This is a genomic window from Nocardioides sp. LHD-245 (assembly GCF_030929495.1).
Classification (GTDB): domain Bacteria; phylum Actinomycetota; class Actinomycetes; order Propionibacteriales; family Nocardioidaceae; genus Nocardioides.
This window is the reverse complement of the sequence record NZ_JAVFWN010000022.1, coordinates 77,596-92,812: the sequence shown is the minus strand read 5'-3', so window position 1 is coordinate 92,812 and position 15,217 is coordinate 77,596. Positions and strand designations below refer to the sequence as shown.

Sequence of the window (15,217 nt, the reverse complement as noted above, 5' to 3'; positions counted from 1 at the left end):
AAGGGTCCATGGCCAAGCTCTACGACACCAGCGATACTGACCCCGTCGCCGCCATCGAGAGCAGCGACGTGTAGGCACCGAGGATCACCTCAAAGCCCACCACCCCGCGGGGCTCTGTCGGATCACGCGGTGGCCGCGTCTACGTCCACGACCGGGACGAACTCGGCGACCGCGCTACACCACTATCGGGGACTCAACTTCGGTAGTCCGCGTAGGCCTTCCGAAGCGCCACGACGGAAGTATCCCAAACCCGCCAGCCAAGCTGTCCGGATCAGGGAGCGCGATCACGCGCCACTGCTGGCCGGGACCGCAGCTCAGGGATCTGAGCGACCTGTTCGGGACTCGCGAGCCCGTCCCGCACCGACAGCAACGTCAGCAGCCTGATGGAGCGGCCGCTGCTTGCAGCTGCCTCCATCTTGTGATGCCCGTCGATTAGGAAATGCGTGAGAGCCCAGTGGGCGTGGTAGTCCGGTCCCAGATCGGTTGCCGGCTGACACACATCGAGAATCGACACTGCGACCGAGGTCGCCTTGCTTCCAGCCTCAAGCAATCCCTCGAACTCTTGAACCCGGGTGCGCTCGTTCCAGGACGGCGGCACCATCGGAACAACGAACTCGTAGAGGTGAGCTTCCGAGTCGACTGCGGTCTCGAACGTCCGGTAATACGGCGTCTGCGGATACACCGGCAGTCCCCAGAAGCTCTCGAGTCCCCACGTGTCGACCTGCTCGTGGGCGAAGTAGTCCTCCGCTTGGGCTGGCATCACGAGGCGTGGTTGCAGATCCAGCAGGATTGGCACGTAGTCGCCGAGCGGCAGCGCCGACCCCAACTATTGGATCAGGTCGTCGTCGAGATGGGCGAAGCCTTGTGTCAGCCGTTCCTGAAGGGCCTCGAGCGAGCCGCCCTCGGCTGCTCCCTCAAGCCGCCGAAACACGAACTGGCACGTTCCACACCAGAAGCTGAGTTCGAACGCGGGCTTGTCTGCGGCGACAGCAAACGCCTGCCCGAGTACGCACCGGGGGCCTTGGCTTCCTCGCCGAAGCGAAGCCAGGTGTCGGTTTCGCTGCCCAGCGAGCGCGGCCGACCCGCATCGATGATCATGTCCGGACCCTATTCGCCCTGCCCTCTCTTCGCCCCAGCCTTCGCCCGCCCACCCGCCTCCGCTCCATCTCTCCTGCTCCGTCCCTCAAGCCCCTCCGCCCAATCCGCCTCACCCCGCTCCCTCGCCCCCGTTCTCAAGACACACCTCTTCCATCCAGGTATCCCCCTGGCCACCCGCGCCCGGCTCGCGGCCTTGGGGGCGTGACGATGACGCTGCAGAAACTGTCGGCCGGGTCGGGGTACGAGTACCTGACCCGGCAGGTCGCAGCGCTCGACTCGAGCCAGAAGCTCAGCATTCCGCTCGCCGATTACTACGCGGCGAAGGGCGAGGCGCCGGGTCGCTGGATTGGCTCGGGGCTTGAGGGCATCCACGGTCTCGCGATCAATGACATCGTGGCGGCCGAGCAGATGAAGAACATCTTCGGCACCGGGTGGGATCCGATCTCCGGGCGGCCGCTCGGGGCGGCGTACAAGGTCTTCACCAACGAGACGGGCGAAGCCTTCAACGCCCGCGTCGAGGAGCTGCTCGCGTCGCGACCGACGACGGCCGAGCGCGCTACGGCTCGGTCAACGGCCGCACGGGAGTTCTTCGTCGCCGAGCACGGACGCGAGCCAGCGTCGGCACGGGAACTGTCCTCGGCGCTGGCGCGGTACACGCGTCCCCGGCAGACAGCGGTAGCCGGATTCGACCTGACGTTCAGCCCGGTCAAGTCGGTCTCAACCCTGTGGGCGATCGCGCCGCCCGAGATCGCCACGAAGATCGAGCAGGCACACCACGCTGCCGTGGCGGATGCCGTCGCGTTCATCGAGCAGCACGCGCTCTTCACTCGCGAAGGCAAGGACGGTGCCCGCCAGGTCGAGACGCGCGGGCTGATCGCCGCGGCGTTCACACACCGCGACTCTCGCGCGGGCGATCCTGACCTCCACACCCACGTCGCTGTCGCGAACAAGGTGCAGACTAAACAGCGCAAGTGGCTCTCGATCTACGGTCGTGTGCTTCACCAGCACGTGGTCGCGGCATCGGAGACCTACAACACCGCGCTCGAGCGGCATCTCAGCGAGGCGGTCGGCGTGCAGTTCGCCGAGCGGCCGGGCCTCGACCGTGAGAAGCGGCCGATCCGCGAGATCGTCGGCGTCGACTCGGACCTGTGTGCAGCGTGGTCGAGCAGGAGGGCCGACATCGTTGCTCGGCAGCGCGAGCTCACGCGCGAGTTCCGCACGACCCGGGCCGCGCGTTCAGCACAGTTCTGCTCCCCGGCCCGCACCCGAACTGGCACGCACCGCAGAGGCAGTACAACCTTCACGACCGCACAGACCGAGCACGTGCCTACGAGCTGGTCCTGCGCGAGGGCAGCCCGAGCGATCTCCTCGACTACATCGACGGCGCACTGCTCGTCGACATCTGGAACGAGCTCGATCTGCCCGACCCGATCCGCCGGGCGTGGCAGCCGCTCATTCGCAAGGCGCTGCCGAAGCGCCAAAGGCGAGTGAAGGACGAGGACGGCGTACCGGGCGCGCTGCTGCAATTGCGACCCAGCCAGCGAGCCAAGTATCTGACAGCCACGAAGGACGACATCGCATCCGGGCCCGACAAATGAGTCACGAAAGTCGCTTGGCCAAACTCCGGCGATGAACGCATCATCGTTCACGTGAATCTTCATCGCACGGCCTTCGCGATGGATCTCGCGAACGACCTGCAGGACCGCCATTTTCGACGCGCGTTCCGCTGGGTCTCGCTGCGGATCGCCGTCGTCGACCTCGCGGTCAACGCTGCTCGCGGGTTCAGCCGGCGACGGGGGCGCGGAGGCTGATCGACTCGGCCGGCTCAGCGCCGGGCTCGGCAAGCACGAATTGGATCTCGACGCCCAACGCGGCGGTGAGCTTCAGAAGCGTGTGAATCGTCGGCGCGACCTGGCCTCGCTCGATCCGACTGATGTCGGCCTGCGTCACGCCAGAGAGTTCCGCAAGATCGGTCTGCCGAAGGCCCCGGGCCTTGCGGGCTCCGTAGACGACCTGGCCGAACGCGGCGGCCTGGTCGAAGGCATGCACGACGTCCAGTTCGGCGGCGGTCATGGTCGCCTCGCGCTCGCGCGCGTAGTCAGCGAAGGACTTGGCCATCACCGCTCCTCTCGTCGATCGAACAACGCCATCGTATGTCGGAAACCACATATGCGGCAATCGGCTACTTCCGCCTGCGCTGGTCCTTGGTGCGCTTGGCCTCGGCCGCCTTCCAACTCGCCAAGCGCTTGCGCGCCTCTTTGATCTCCTTGTTCTGCTGGCGCGGGCTGTCGTTGCCGCCCTTGTCGTAGCCGTGCAGCAGCAGGATGACCTTGTTGCCGTGGAAGTGGACGAACAGCCGAAGCAGGATCTTGCGTTGGGTCGGCTGCGCGGGCTGTTCGCCCTGCGTTGTCGTCGCGTAGAGAGCTTCGATCGTCGCGGCATCGTGACGGACTCGGAACTCGAACAGTCCCTCACCAAGGGCCTTGAGCCACGGAGTCGATCCCAGCTCGATGCCGCGGACCTCGAGGACCCGGATGATCGCGGCGCGGAGTGCGGCGAACTCGGCGACAGTGAGCGAATCCATCCACAGTTCGACGGGACGACGCCCGGCGTCGTCCTCGAAGAACTCGGTGGTCCACTTGCTCTCGGTCACCGCTCCACCTTCACATCCGCGTCCGACACCAGCGCCGACAGACGCTTGGCGATCTCGGCGTCGCGGTCGGCAGCAGCGTGCTGGTAGCGCATGGCCGCACCAGGAGTGGAGTGACCGAGCCGACCCATCAACTCGGCGAGGGTCGCTCCGGTCTGGGCGGCCAGGACGGCGCCGGTGTGGCGGAGGTCGTGCCAGCGCAGGTCCTCGCGGCCGGCTGCCTTCCGGGCCGGGTAGTAGACCTTGTAGAGCGTCGAGGGCGCCATGTGGGCGTTACTGTCGGCTGCGGCCGGGAAGAGCAGTGCGTCCTTGCCCTTGCCGGTGTGGTTCTTCAGGTGTGCCTTCACGACTGGCACCATGTGCGGCGGGATGGCGACGTCGCGGACTCCGGCGTCGGACTTCGGCGAGCCGACAATGAACGTGCCGCCGACACGCACGACGCCACGGGTGATCGAGACTCGGTTGGTCCGCAGGTCGATGTCGCCGCGGCGCAGCTCGGCCAGCTCGCCGAACCGCATCGCGCACCAGGCAGCCAGCAGGGCCATCAGTTTGTGCCGCTCCGGGAGCGCCTCGACGATCGCCTCCAGTTCCCGGAGTGACGCCGACCGGACCTTGTGGGCGCGCTTCACGTTGCCGGCCCCGCGGATGTGCGCAGGGTTGTACGGGATCAGCGGCTTGGGCCGCGCGGATGCCGCTGACCCGAGGATCGTCCGCAGCAGGCTGTAGGCCTGCGCGCGGATCGTCTCCTTGCCCGGCGCGAGTGCGTCGTACCACTCGGTGACGTCGTCGGCGGTTATCCGGTCGAGCCGCTCGTCGCCGAACGTCGGGCAGATGTAGATGTCGAGCAGCATCCGGTACTGCTGGCGGGTCGTCGGGCGCAGCTCGCGGCCGCGGGTCTTGCGACCCTCGAGCCACTGGTCGCCGTACGCCTTCATCGTCGGCACCGTCCGCTGGGAAGCGCCGCGCGCGGCAGCGTCGGGCGCCCAGACCTCCATCTGGATCTCGGCCCGCCGCGCTGACAGCCAGGCGACGGCGTCATCCTTGGCGTCGAACGTCCTCGGCGCGCGGTAGAGCCGGCCGTCAGGGCCGGTGTACGCCGCCCGATAGCGGCCCGGCGCGCGCCGCTCGATGCGACCGAAGCCGCGCCGGGCGCTACTGGTTTCCCGAGCCATCTTTTGTCCCTCCAGTGTCGCCTTTCGGGGAACATACGGGGAACATAGACGTCAGAACGTGTCCAGAGATGACCTGGCCTGTCAGGCGTCAGAAGATCCCGAAAGTGTCCTCTGACCTGCGAGTTCATGCCCGAGTCAGTGTCGCATGCGAGCTTGCGGCAACCCCGGTTCTCAAAAGTTCAAACCCAGTATCGCCCACCAGCATTGCGAAAGCCGTCTGACCAGCACGAAGCAGACCAGAGGGATTTCTGCACCTGCCGCATCCCTCGCCGCGCATCCACGCGGATCAGCGGGACCCCTCGTGGGGCGACCCGGAGTGGGGTCCAGGTCGCCCCGTGTCGGCGGCTGCTCCCCAGGTCAGCTCCCGACCCAAGCAGGTCGGCCGATGCTCCCCAGCACCTCAGGGGAGGTCCCGGCCGGACAAGACCCGCTTGCGGCTCACCGAGCCGATGCTGCCCCGAGGGAGGGCGCCGGCTCGATCGTGAGCTGGCGTCAGTCTCGCCCGCCCGCGGCCGGTACACCGAGAGCCCGCACGATCTCCCCCGCCACCTCACCCCGCTCGACCGCAGGCCCCGGCACCGCAGCCCTAGAACCTCGGCCCCACCTGGCCGGAGCGGTACGCGGCGAGCGCCGCGTCGACCTGGTCGGTCGGCACGATCTCGCGGCCGAGCGGGAGCAGACTGACCGGGATCATCTTGAAGTTGGCCAGGCCGAGCGGGATCCCGATGACCGTGATGCACAGCAGGGCGCCGGTGACGGCGTGACCGATCGCCAGCCAGATCCCGGACAGCACCAGCCACAGGATGTTCCCGATGCCGCTGGGGAGTCCCGCACTCTCGCGGCGCACGACGGTCCGCCCGAAGGGCCACAGGGCGTAGAACCCGATCCGGAACGATGCGAGGCCGAACGGGATGCCGATGACCGTGATGCACCACAGCGCACCCGCGACCAGGTAGCCCAGGAACAGCCAGAAGCCGGAGAGCACCAGCCAGATGACGTTCAGCAGCACCTTCATGGCGCGAGCGTAGGCGCACGGCGGCGGTGCGGTCGCCGCCCGGGTCGGCCCGCTCGGCCGGCGGCGTCGCCTACTCCGCCACGGGTGCGCTCTTCCCGTGGCGGAGCAGGCACCCGGGGTTGCCGGGCCCGACGGGCGCTCAGGGGTCTCCCGGAGAGCACCCACCCGTGATCAGGCAGAGTGGGGACGCCTCACCACGGCCGGCGCGCGACAGGGAACGGCCGCGCACCGGGGAAGGGACGACGCAGGGAACAGCCCGTCGCAGCGGTCGTCGCACGGTGCCCATGCGCGAGAGGTCCCTTCATCGTCGCAACCCGGCCGCTCCCGAGCGCTCGCCAGGTCCTGGCCCCACGATAGGTCGGCTCCGAACCGGCCGCAGCGGACCCGCGAAGGCTTTACCCGCGCTCCTCAGGAGAACAAGAACGCCCTGTCCGGCATGCCGGACAGGGCGTCCCGTGCCCGGCGAGTGTGGGGTTCGCCGGGCACGCTGTGGTTGGGGAACCGGGACCGAGAGTAACGGCCACCGCAGTGGCGCGTGGGCAAAACGGAAGATGATTTCCTCGGCGCTCAGCCGACCTCGGAATCCGGCTTGCGACCGGGGGCCACGGGACGCAGCGCCGCGGCCGCGAGCCACTCCGTCACGGCACGGCCCTCGCGGTCGACGTAGGACACCAGGCCCTCCCAGCCGCCCTCGGTCGAGCGCCAGTCCAGCACCAGCCCGGGCAGCTCGACGGGCACGAACGCCAGCCGCACCCACACGTGCCGCACCCCCGCCACGACGCCATCCTATCGAACACACGTTCGACAGGATGGCATCTGCGCAAGCGCCCGCCGGTCAGCCGTGGCGACCGTCGAGTCCGGGCTCGACGACGGGATCGGCCGGGTCGACGTCCTCCTCCACCGCCCGTGGGTACGACGACAGGTCGCTGGCCCGCCCGCGCCGGGCGACCACGGCGCCGGCGACTCCGATCAGGCCGAGTGCTCCGAGCACCAGCAGGGCCTTGCGGCGCCGACGACGCGGGCGGGGCAGGTGGTCGGTCACCGCGTCGGGCAGCCGATCGACCACGGAGCTCGGAAGGGCGCCAGGGATGTCGGAGAGATGTCGGGACAGGGACTCCGCCGCGTGCGTGCCCTTCTCGACCGCCACGGCGCGCCCCTCGCGGACCAGCGGCGGCGTCCGTTCGGCGATCGTGTGGGCCGCCGACTCGACATCGGGCACGACGGCGTCGACGAGGTCGCGCAGGTCGTCCCTCAGCTTCTCGGCCGTGCTCTTGCGGTGCATGGGTGCCTCCTCCTCGGATACGGACTACGCACGCGCAGTACCCGTTCCCTCGCGGGCAACCCCCGGCGGCTCAGCCGGCAACCGCGCGGCCGAGGTCGGCGGAGCACTCGTTGCACCGCACGCGGCGCTCGTGCCGTTCGTGGCGCTCGGGCGGCTCCGCCAGCGATCGGCGGTACCAGTGCGTCTGCTCCGTCAGGCGGGAGCATCGCGGGCACCAGTCGTGGCGCACCCACGGTCCGAAGTCCTTCCCCATGGGTGCCACCCTGCCGGTTCCGCGGGTCCGTGTCGCCGGACGCGGCCGGGTTCGGCCCGGTGTACGGGCAGTTCTGCCCGGTCGTGTCGTACCACGTAGTCCTGGAGGACCAGTGGTCCCGCCGAAGGTCCCGGATCAGGCCTCGTCGGCGGCGAAGTCCTCGTTGTGGGTGCCGGGCCGGGGAGCCCAGGGCAGCTCCTTGGCCGGGCGTACGACGACCAGCCGGTCGCCGCGCGCGAGGAGAGTCACGACCGGGTCGAAGTAGCGGTACACCTTCTCGTCGCGGACCACCGCGATCACCTGGTCTGGCAGGGACTGGGGCGGCATGCCGACCTCGTTGACGAGCAGCTCCCGCTCGGCGACCTCGAGTCCCTCGCCGTAGGTCAGCAGGTCCTCCATCACCGACCCCAGGGTCGGCGAGAGGGTGGAGAGACCGAGCAGCCGGCCGACGGCATCGGAGGAGGTGATCACCGAGTCAGCGCCGGACTGGCGCATGAGGGGGGCGTTCTCCTGCTCGCTCACGGCCGCGACGATCCAGGCATCCGGGTTGAGCTGGCGCACGGTGAGGGCGGCGAGGACGTTGGAGTCGTCGCGGCCGGTCGTGATGATCACCTGGTCCGCCTCGGCCACGCCGGCCCGCTGCAGGACCCCGCGACGGGTCGCGTCTCCGGTGACCACCGCGAGCTGGTCGGCGTGGGCGTCGGCGAGCGCGACCGGGCTGGGGTCCACGACGACCACGTGCTCCCTGTCGAGCCCGTTGTTGACGAGCGTCTCGACCGCGCTGCGGCCCTTCGTCCCGTAGCCGATGACGACGACGTGGTGTCCCATGTTCTTCCTCCAACGGGTGATCCGGAACATCTCACGACCGCGCTGCGCGAGCACCTCGAGGGTGGTGCCGATCAACAGCACGAGGAAGCCGATGCGGGCCGGGGTGATGATGAAGGCGTTGACGAGCCGAGCTCCGTCGCTGACCGGCGTCACGTCGCCGTAGCCGGTCGTGCTCAGGGTGACGGTCGTGTAGTAGATCGCGTCGATCAGCGTGATCTCGCCATTGGGGTTGGCCTCGGTGGCGACGTCGCCGCCGTCGCGGTAGCCGTGCCGGTCGAGGTAGACCAGCAGCACGGTCCCGACCAGGATCCCGAGCGCGAGGAGCAGGCGACGGCCCAGCTGCCACCAGGGCGACCGGCTCCGCTCGGGCAGCGCGATCTGCCCCGTGAGGGGGGTCTCCGCCGGTGCACCGCTCAGCAAGCCCACGGCCCGGAACCTACTCCACCGGGTCCGGGTTGCGGCGCAGCAGTCGGTCGAGCAGCTCCCGGCGCGCCCGCTGTGTCGCCTCCTGCGGGAACACCTCGTCGAAGGCGGCGTTGACGCCGGCGCCGATGAGGACGGCGAGCGCGGCGATGTAGAGCCAGACCAGGATGGCGATCGGGGCGGCGAGCGGGCCGTAGATCGAGTGCGAGTCCTCGGCGGTCACGGTGAGCACCCAGCGCAGCAGGTAGGACCCGAGGATCCAGCTGAGAAGGGAGAACACCGCTCCGGGCAGGTTGAAGCTCCAGTCGGTCCGCACCGGCACCGACACGTGATAGAGCGTGGCCAGGAAGCACACGCACATGACGATGATCAGCGGCCAGTAGAACCCCATCAGGAACTCGGCGCGGTTCGGCAGCCACGACCGGACCAGCTTGGGCCCCGCGACCACCAGCGGCAGGGTGATCGCCCCGCTGATCACCGCGAGGATGTAGAGCACGAAGGACAGCGCGCGGGTACGCACGATCCCGCGTTGCCCGCCCAGTCCGTGCATGATCGTGATGGTGTCGACGAAGACGTTGAGTGCCCGCGACCCCGACCAGAGCGCGAGGATGAAGCCCAGCGAGATCACGTCGAACCGGCCGCCCCGGAGCACATCGTTCACGGTCGGCTTGATGACCTTGTCGACGGCCGTGTCGGTGAGGAAGCGCGAGAACAGGTCGACCACGGCCCGGCGTACCTCCTCCACCTGGGCGGCGGTGAAGTGCTCGGTGACATAGCCGACGCCGCCCGCGAGGGCGAAGATCAGCGGCGGCACGGACACGACGGCGAAGAACGCGGCCTCCGCTGCCAGCCCGGTCACGCGATACCTCAGGCAGGAGCTCACCGTGGTCACGACCAGGCGCCACACCAGGTGGGCGAGGCGGCGGAGCCACGGCACGCGCTGAGTGCCCGAGTCCTCCGCCATGGGACTCACGCTATCCGGCACGGCCCCTCGCCCCGCGGACCCGAGCGGCCCCGCGGTCGGGTGATCTGCATCGCTCGGCCGGCCATCGTCCGCTCCGGCCTCGCGCTGCTGGATCAGACCGGCTGAGGCTCACGCGCCGTCCGGTCCACCGGGTTCTCGTCCGGCTCGGCAGCGCCCGACGCGTGGTCGTCGACCATGGTGGTCTCGTCGAACGGGTCGTCACCGGCAAGGACCCGGTCCAGCTGCGCCCGGTCGAGGCTGCCGGTCCAGTGGCCGACCAGGACGGTGCCGACCGCGTTGCCGGCGAAGTTGGTCAGCGCGCGGGCCTCGGACATGAACCGGTCGATGCCGACGATGAGGCCGACGCCGTCGACCAGCTCGGGTCGGTGCGACTGCAGGCCGCCGGCGAGGACGGCCATGCCGGAACCGGTCACCCCGGCCGCGCCCTTGGCCGCGATCATCATGAACAGCAGCAGGGAGATCTGCTCGCCGAGGGCGAGGGGGCTGCCGACGGCCTCCGCGATGAAGATCGAAGCCATGGTCAGGTAGATCGCGGTCCCGTCGAGGTTGAAGGAGTATCCGGTCGGGACGACCACGCCCACGGTCGTCTTGTCGACGCCGGCGTGCTCGAGCTTGGCGATCGCCCGCGGCAGCGCCGACTCCGAGGACGAGGTGGCGAGGATCAGCAGGAACTCCCGGCCCAGATAGCGCAGCAGGGCGAAGATGTTGATGCCGGTCGCGACCTTGAGCAGGAGCCCGAGGACGACCACCACGAACAGCACGCAGGTCACGTAGAAGCCGATCATCAGCACGGCGAGGCTCTTGAGGGCGTCGACCCCGCCCTGGCCGGTGACCGCCGCCATCGCGCCGAAGGCGCCGACCGGCGCGGCCCACATGATCATCGCGAGCAGCCGGAACACCAGCCGCTGGAGGTGGCCGACGGCCGTGATGATCGGCGCGCTGGTCGCCCCCATCCGCTGCAGCGCGAAGCCGACCAGCAGTGCGACCAGCAGGGTCTGCAGGACGCTGCCGCTGGTCAGGGCGCTGAACACCGACGTCGGGATGATGCCGAGCAGGAACGCGGTCGTGTCGGCATGGCCCTCGGCTGCCTTCTCCTGGGCCGTGGCCGCGGCCTCGGCGGTGAGGTGCAGGCCGTCACCGGGGTGCAGCAGGTTGCCGACGACCATGCCGATCGCGAGGGCAACGGTCGACATGACGAGGAAGTAGCCGAGTGCGAGGCCGCCGACGCGCCCCACCTTGGCGGCGCTGGCGACCGATCCGACACCGAGCACGATCGTGCAGAAGATGACCGGCTGGATCATCATCTTGATCAGGTTGACGAATCCCTCGCCGAGGGGCTTGAGCTCGACCGCGAAGGCGGGGAACAGCAGGCCGGTCGCGATGCCGAGCAGCACCGCGCCGATCACCGCGAGGTAGAGGTAGTGCGTCCGCGAGCCGCGCTGGTGAGCGCTGGCCGGGCCGGTCGCCGTACTGGTCGTGCCCATGGTTCCTCCGTGTTGTCGGGCGGTCGAGCTGGGTCACCGCCACTGTGCGACCGGACGTGACGACGGTCACCGTTGTGTTCGTTGTGTTCGTGGCTCAGGTCACATCTGGGGCGCCGTGGTGGGTGAGAATGACGGGATGCCGCGTCCTCGCCTGCTCCGCGACCGACCGGTCGCCCGCCAGGTGCTGGTCCTGCAGGTCGGCACGGTGCTGCTGCTGGTCGTGGTCGGGATCCTGATGGCGTCGTACGACGCCCGGCGGGACTCGCGCAGCCGGGCGACCCAGCGCGCGGTGGCCGTGGCCCAGACGGTCGCCGACTCCCCCACCGTCCGCGAGGCGTTGCGCACCGCCGACCCGACCGCGCTGCTGCAGCCGTGGACCGAGGAGGTCCGTCGCGACACGGACACCGACTTCGTCGTGGTCATGGGCCTGGACCGCACGCGCTACACGCACACCGACCCCCAGCAGATCGGTCGGCCCTTCGTCGGCGACCTCGGCGAGGCACCCGAGGGCGAGGTGTTCACGCAGCAGTACACCGGCACCCTCGGGCCGTCGGTGCGCTCGGTGGTGCCGGTCGAGGAGGGCGACCGCGTGGTCGCCCTGGTGTCGGTCGGCATCACGGTCAGCGACATCGACCGTGGCCTGCGGCGCGACGTCACCGTCGTGGTGCTGTGCGGCCTGCTGGTGCTGCTCCTCGGCCTGACCGGTGCCTGGCTGCTCGGCCGCCGGCTGCACCGGGTCACCCACGGGATGGGCGAGCAGGAGCTTGCCCGGATGTACGAGTACTACTCGGCGGTGCTCCACTCGGTCCGCGAGGGCCTGCTGCTCCTCGACGGCGACGGCCGCGTGCAGCTGGTCAACGACGAGGCGCGACGGCTGCTCGCCCTGCCCGACGACGTCGTCGGGCGCCCGGTCGAGGAGCTCGACCTGGCACCGGGCCTGGTCGCCGCGGCGCGGGCCCCGACCGCCGAGGCCGACGACCTCTACCTCGCCGGCGAGCGGATGCTCGTCGTGTCCTCCGCCCCCGCTCGCTGGGAGGGCCGCGACGTCGGCTCGGTGGTCACCCTGCGCGACCACACCGAGCTTCGCTCGGTGACCGGTGAGCTCGAGGTCGTACGCCGTCTCACCGAGTCGCTGCGCTCGCAGAATCACGAGTCCGCCAACCGCCTGCACACCGTGGTCTCCCTCATCGAGATGGGTCGTGCGCAGGACGCCGTCGACTTCGCGACCTCGGAGCTGCAGGTGGCGCAGCTGCTCACCGACCGGGTCGTGGGGGCCGTCGACGACCCGGTCGTGGCCGCGCTGCTGCTCGGCAAGTCGGCCGAGGCTGCCGAGCGCGGCATCGACCTCGCGATCACCGGTACCGTGCCCGAGCACATCGGCATCCCGCCCCGCGACCTGGTGACCGTCGTCGGCAATCTCGTCGACAACGCCTTCGACGCCGTCGCCGAGGCTGACCCACGCCAGGTCGAGGTCGCCTTCGACGGCGACGCCGCCACGCTCCGGGTGCGGGTGGGCGACAGCGGCGCCGGCCTCGACGAGGAGGCGGCGGCGCGGGTGCTGGACCGCGGCTGGACCACCAAGGCCGCCTCCGGGAGCGGACGCGGCCTCGGCCTCGCGCTCGTCGTGCAGACCGCGCGTCGCCACGGCGGCGCGGTCGACGTCGGCGCCTCTGCGCTCGGCGGTGCGGCGTTCACGGTGACCCTTCACCCGCCCGGCGAGGGGAGCGGTCCGTGAGCGCGCGGGTACTCATCGTCGAGGACGAGGAGCTGGCGGCGCAGGCACACGCGGTCTACGTCGAGCGGGTACCGGGGTTCACCCTGGCCGGCGTCGCCCGCTCGGCCCGCGAGGCCGCCCGGGCGCTGGAGACCGCCCGGGACGCGGGCTCACCCGTCGACCTCGTGCTCCTCGACCTCAATCTCCCCGACGGACACGGCCTCGGGCTGCTCGCCGGCCTGCGCGGCGCCGGCCATCAGTGCGACGTCATCGCCGTGACCGCCGCGCGTGACACCCAGGTCGTGCGCCAGGCGGTCGGCCAGGGCGTCGCGCTCTACCTGCTCAAGCCGTTCACCTTCGCGACCTTCCGCGCCAAGCTCGAGCAGTACGCCGCCTACCGCGCTGAGCTCGACGCCGCACCCGCGGAGGTGGTGCAGGACGAGGTCGACCGGCTGCTGGGGTCGCTGCGCCCCAGCGCGGCCGCGCCGCTGCCCAAGGGGATGAGCGCGGAGACCCTGCGCGGTGTCACCGCGGCGCTGCGCGGCGCGGAGGGCGACCTGTCGGCCAGCGAGGTGGCCGCGGCGGTCGGCAGCTCCCGGGTCACGGCGCGGCGCTACCTCGAGCACCTGGCCGACCAGGGCCTCGCCACTCGCGGCCTGAGGTACGGCGCGAGCGGCGGGCGGCCCGAGGTCAGCTACTCGTGGCGCTGAGGTCGAGACCGGGGTACAGCGGGTGCTTGTCGAGCAGCTCGGCCGATGCCGCGCGGACCTTGTCGGCCACGCCGTCCGCCAGCACATAGGACGCCTTCGAGGGCGCCCCGGCCGACGTCGTACCGGGCTGGGTGCTCTGGAGCACCTCGACGATGAGCTCGGCGACCACGTCGAACTCGGCCGCACCGAATCCGCGGCTGGTGAGGGCGGGCGTGCCGACCCGGATGCCGGAGGTGTACCAGGCGCCGTTGGGATCGGCCGGCACCGAGTTGCGGTTGGTGACGACGCCGGCGTCCAGCAAGGCGGTCTCCGCCTGACGACCGGTGAGGCCGAAGGAGCTGACGTCGAGCAGCACGATGTGGTTGTCGGTGCCGTCGGTGACCAGGCGGGTACCGCGCTTCATGAGGCCCTCGGCCAGGGCGTGGGCGTTGTCGGCGATCGCCTGGGCGTAGGTGCCGAACTCCGGGGTCCGCGCCTCGGCGAAAGCAACCGCCTTGGCGGCCATCACGTGCGGCAACGGGCCGCCGAGCACCATCGGGCAGCCCCGGTCGACGCTGGGCGCGTACTCCTCGGTCGCCAGGATGAAGCCGCCGCGCGGTCCGCGCAGCGACTTGTGAGAGGTGCTGGTGACCACGTGGGCGTGCGGGATCGGGTCCTCGTCGCCGGTGAACACCTTGCCCGCGACCAGTCCCGCGAAGTGGGCCATGTCGACCATGAGGGTGGCGCCGACCTCGTCGGCGATCTCGCGCATCTTGGCGAAGTTCACCCGGCGCGGGTACGCCGAGTAGCCGGCGACCAGGATGAGCGGCTTGAACTCCTTGGCCTTCGCCCGCAGGGCGTCGTAGTCGATCAGTCCGGTCGCCGGGTCGGTGCCGTACTGCTGCTGGTGGAACATCTTGCCGCTGATGTTGGGACGGAAGCCATGGGTGAGGTGGCCACCGGCGTCCAGGCTCATGCCGAGCAGGCGCTGGTTGCCGAACTCGTGGCGCAGCCGCTCCCAGTCGGCCTCGGAGAGGTCGTTCATGCTCTTCACACCGGCGTTCTCGAGCCACGGGCCCTCGACGCGGTGGGCGAGGATCGCCCAGTACGCCGTCAGGTTGGCGTCGATGCCGGAGTGCGGCTGGACGTAGGCGTACTCCGCACCGAACAGCTCGCGGGCGTGCTCGGCGGCGAGCGCCTCGACCGTGTCGACGTTCTGGCAGCCGGCGTAGAAGCGGTGACCGACGGTGCCCTCGGCGTACTTGTCGCTGAACCAGCTCCCCATGGTGAGCAGGACGGCGGGCGAGGCGTAGTTCTCGCTGGCGATCAGCTTGAGCGAGGCCCGCTGGTCAGCGAGCTCCTGTCGCGTCGCCGCCGCGACCCGCGGCTCGACGGAGGCGATGACCTCCAATGCCTGGCGGTAGGCGCTGCTGACGAGGTCGCCGTTGAAGGAGAGATCGCTCATGGCGCACAGCGTAGTGCCGCGCGCGCGGCGCGAGCCGGCGGGCGGTGTCGGGCGATGTCGGGCGGTGTGTGCCGACGACTCCTGGCGCCCTGGCAGGTGCTGCCTGGTGTGACGTGCATCGCAGGCCCCGCCTGAACCCACCCCGCCACCAGTCCCTCT

15 protein-coding genes are annotated in these 15,217 nt (G+C 70.1%); 4 read left to right on the top strand and 11 right to left on the bottom strand.

The window, feature by feature from the left end; translation table 11 throughout:
* Window positions 1-271: 271 nt before the first annotated feature.
* Window positions 272-826, bottom strand: coding sequence for a hypothetical protein (locus RB608_RS26325; protein WP_308091058.1), 555 nt, complete (start codon window positions 824-826; stop codon window positions 272-274).
* A 479-nt stretch (window positions 827-1,305) separates the two neighbouring features.
* On the opposite strand from RB608_RS26325, the gene mobF reads away from it, so the two are divergent.
* Window positions 1,306-2,589 carry a MobF family relaxase gene (gene mobF / locus RB608_RS26320; RefSeq protein ID WP_308091062.1) on the top strand — a complete coding sequence of 428 codons (1,284 nt, stop codon included), beginning with the start codon at window positions 1,306-1,308 and terminating at the stop codon, window positions 2,587-2,589.
* A 158-nt stretch (window positions 2,590-2,747) separates the two neighbouring features.
* Complete coding sequence (locus RB608_RS26315) at window positions 2,748-2,909, top strand: hypothetical protein (RefSeq protein ID WP_308091057.1); 162 nt, start codon at window positions 2,748-2,750, stop codon at window positions 2,907-2,909.
* Here the strand turns inward: RB608_RS26315 and RB608_RS26310 are convergent.
* From RB608_RS26310 to RB608_RS26270, 9 genes are all read right to left on the bottom strand, one after another.
* Window positions 2,881-3,216, bottom strand: coding sequence for a helix-turn-helix transcriptional regulator (locus tag RB608_RS26310; RefSeq protein WP_308091056.1), 336 nt, complete (start codon window positions 3,214-3,216; stop codon window positions 2,881-2,883). The genes RB608_RS26315 and RB608_RS26310 overlap by 29 nt on opposite strands.
* 64 nt (window positions 3,217-3,280) lie before the next feature.
* Window positions 3,281-3,751, bottom strand: a complete 471-nt coding sequence (locus RB608_RS26305) for a hypothetical protein (protein WP_308091055.1) — start codon at window positions 3,749-3,751, stop codon at window positions 3,281-3,283.
* A complete protein-coding gene (locus RB608_RS26300; RefSeq protein WP_308091054.1) occupies window positions 3,748-4,920 on the bottom strand; it encodes a site-specific integrase in 1,173 nt (390 codons plus the stop codon). Before RB608_RS26300 ends, RB608_RS26305 begins: the two co-directional genes overlap by 4 nt.
* A gap of 586 nt (window positions 4,921-5,506) precedes the next feature.
* Window positions 5,507-5,935, bottom strand: a complete 429-nt coding sequence (locus RB608_RS26295) for a YccF domain-containing protein (protein WP_308091053.1) — start codon at window positions 5,933-5,935, stop codon at window positions 5,507-5,509.
* Between the two features lie 567 nt (window positions 5,936-6,502).
* On the bottom strand, window positions 6,503-6,712 hold the full coding sequence (locus tag RB608_RS26290) for a hypothetical protein (RefSeq protein ID WP_308091052.1): 210 nt from the start codon (window positions 6,710-6,712) through the stop codon (window positions 6,503-6,505).
* 58 nt (window positions 6,713-6,770) lie between these two features.
* Window positions 6,771-7,217 (bottom strand): hypothetical protein, encoded by a 447-nt coding sequence (locus RB608_RS26285; RefSeq protein ID WP_308091051.1) that lies wholly within the window; start codon window positions 7,215-7,217, stop codon window positions 6,771-6,773.
* A 388-nt stretch (window positions 7,218-7,605) separates the two neighbouring features.
* Window positions 7,606-8,724 (bottom strand): potassium channel family protein, encoded by a 1,119-nt coding sequence (locus RB608_RS26280; protein WP_308091050.1) that lies wholly within the window; start codon window positions 8,722-8,724, stop codon window positions 7,606-7,608.
* Window positions 8,725-8,734: 10 nt separating this feature from the next.
* Window positions 8,735-9,685 (bottom strand): YihY/virulence factor BrkB family protein, encoded by a 951-nt coding sequence (locus RB608_RS26275; protein ID WP_308091049.1) that lies wholly within the window; start codon window positions 9,683-9,685, stop codon window positions 8,735-8,737.
* 113 nt (window positions 9,686-9,798) lie between these two features.
* The gene (locus tag RB608_RS26270; RefSeq protein WP_308091048.1) at window positions 9,799-11,190 is read right to left on the bottom strand and encodes a cation:dicarboxylate symporter family transporter; all 1,392 of its coding nucleotides are present in this window, start codon (window positions 11,188-11,190) and stop codon (window positions 9,799-9,801) included.
* A gap of 136 nt (window positions 11,191-11,326) precedes the next feature.
* Between RB608_RS26270 and RB608_RS26265 the strand changes: the two genes are divergently transcribed.
* Both RB608_RS26265 and RB608_RS26260 read left to right on the top strand, forming a co-directional pair.
* Entirely contained in the window at window positions 11,327-12,925 is a 1,599-nt protein-coding gene (locus RB608_RS26265) for a sensor histidine kinase (protein ID WP_308091047.1), read from the top strand.
* On the top strand, window positions 12,922-13,614 hold the full coding sequence (locus RB608_RS26260; protein WP_308091046.1) for a response regulator: 693 nt from the start codon (window positions 12,922-12,924) through the stop codon (window positions 13,612-13,614). Before RB608_RS26265 ends, RB608_RS26260 begins: the two co-directional genes overlap by 4 nt.
* On the opposite strand, the gene RB608_RS26255 is transcribed toward RB608_RS26260, so the two are convergent.
* Entirely contained in the window at window positions 13,595-15,058 is a 1,464-nt protein-coding gene (locus RB608_RS26255; RefSeq protein ID WP_308091045.1) for a glycine hydroxymethyltransferase, read from the bottom strand. The two genes, RB608_RS26260 and RB608_RS26255, sit on opposite strands and share 20 nt — an antisense overlap.
* Window positions 15,059-15,217 lie beyond the last annotated feature (159 nt).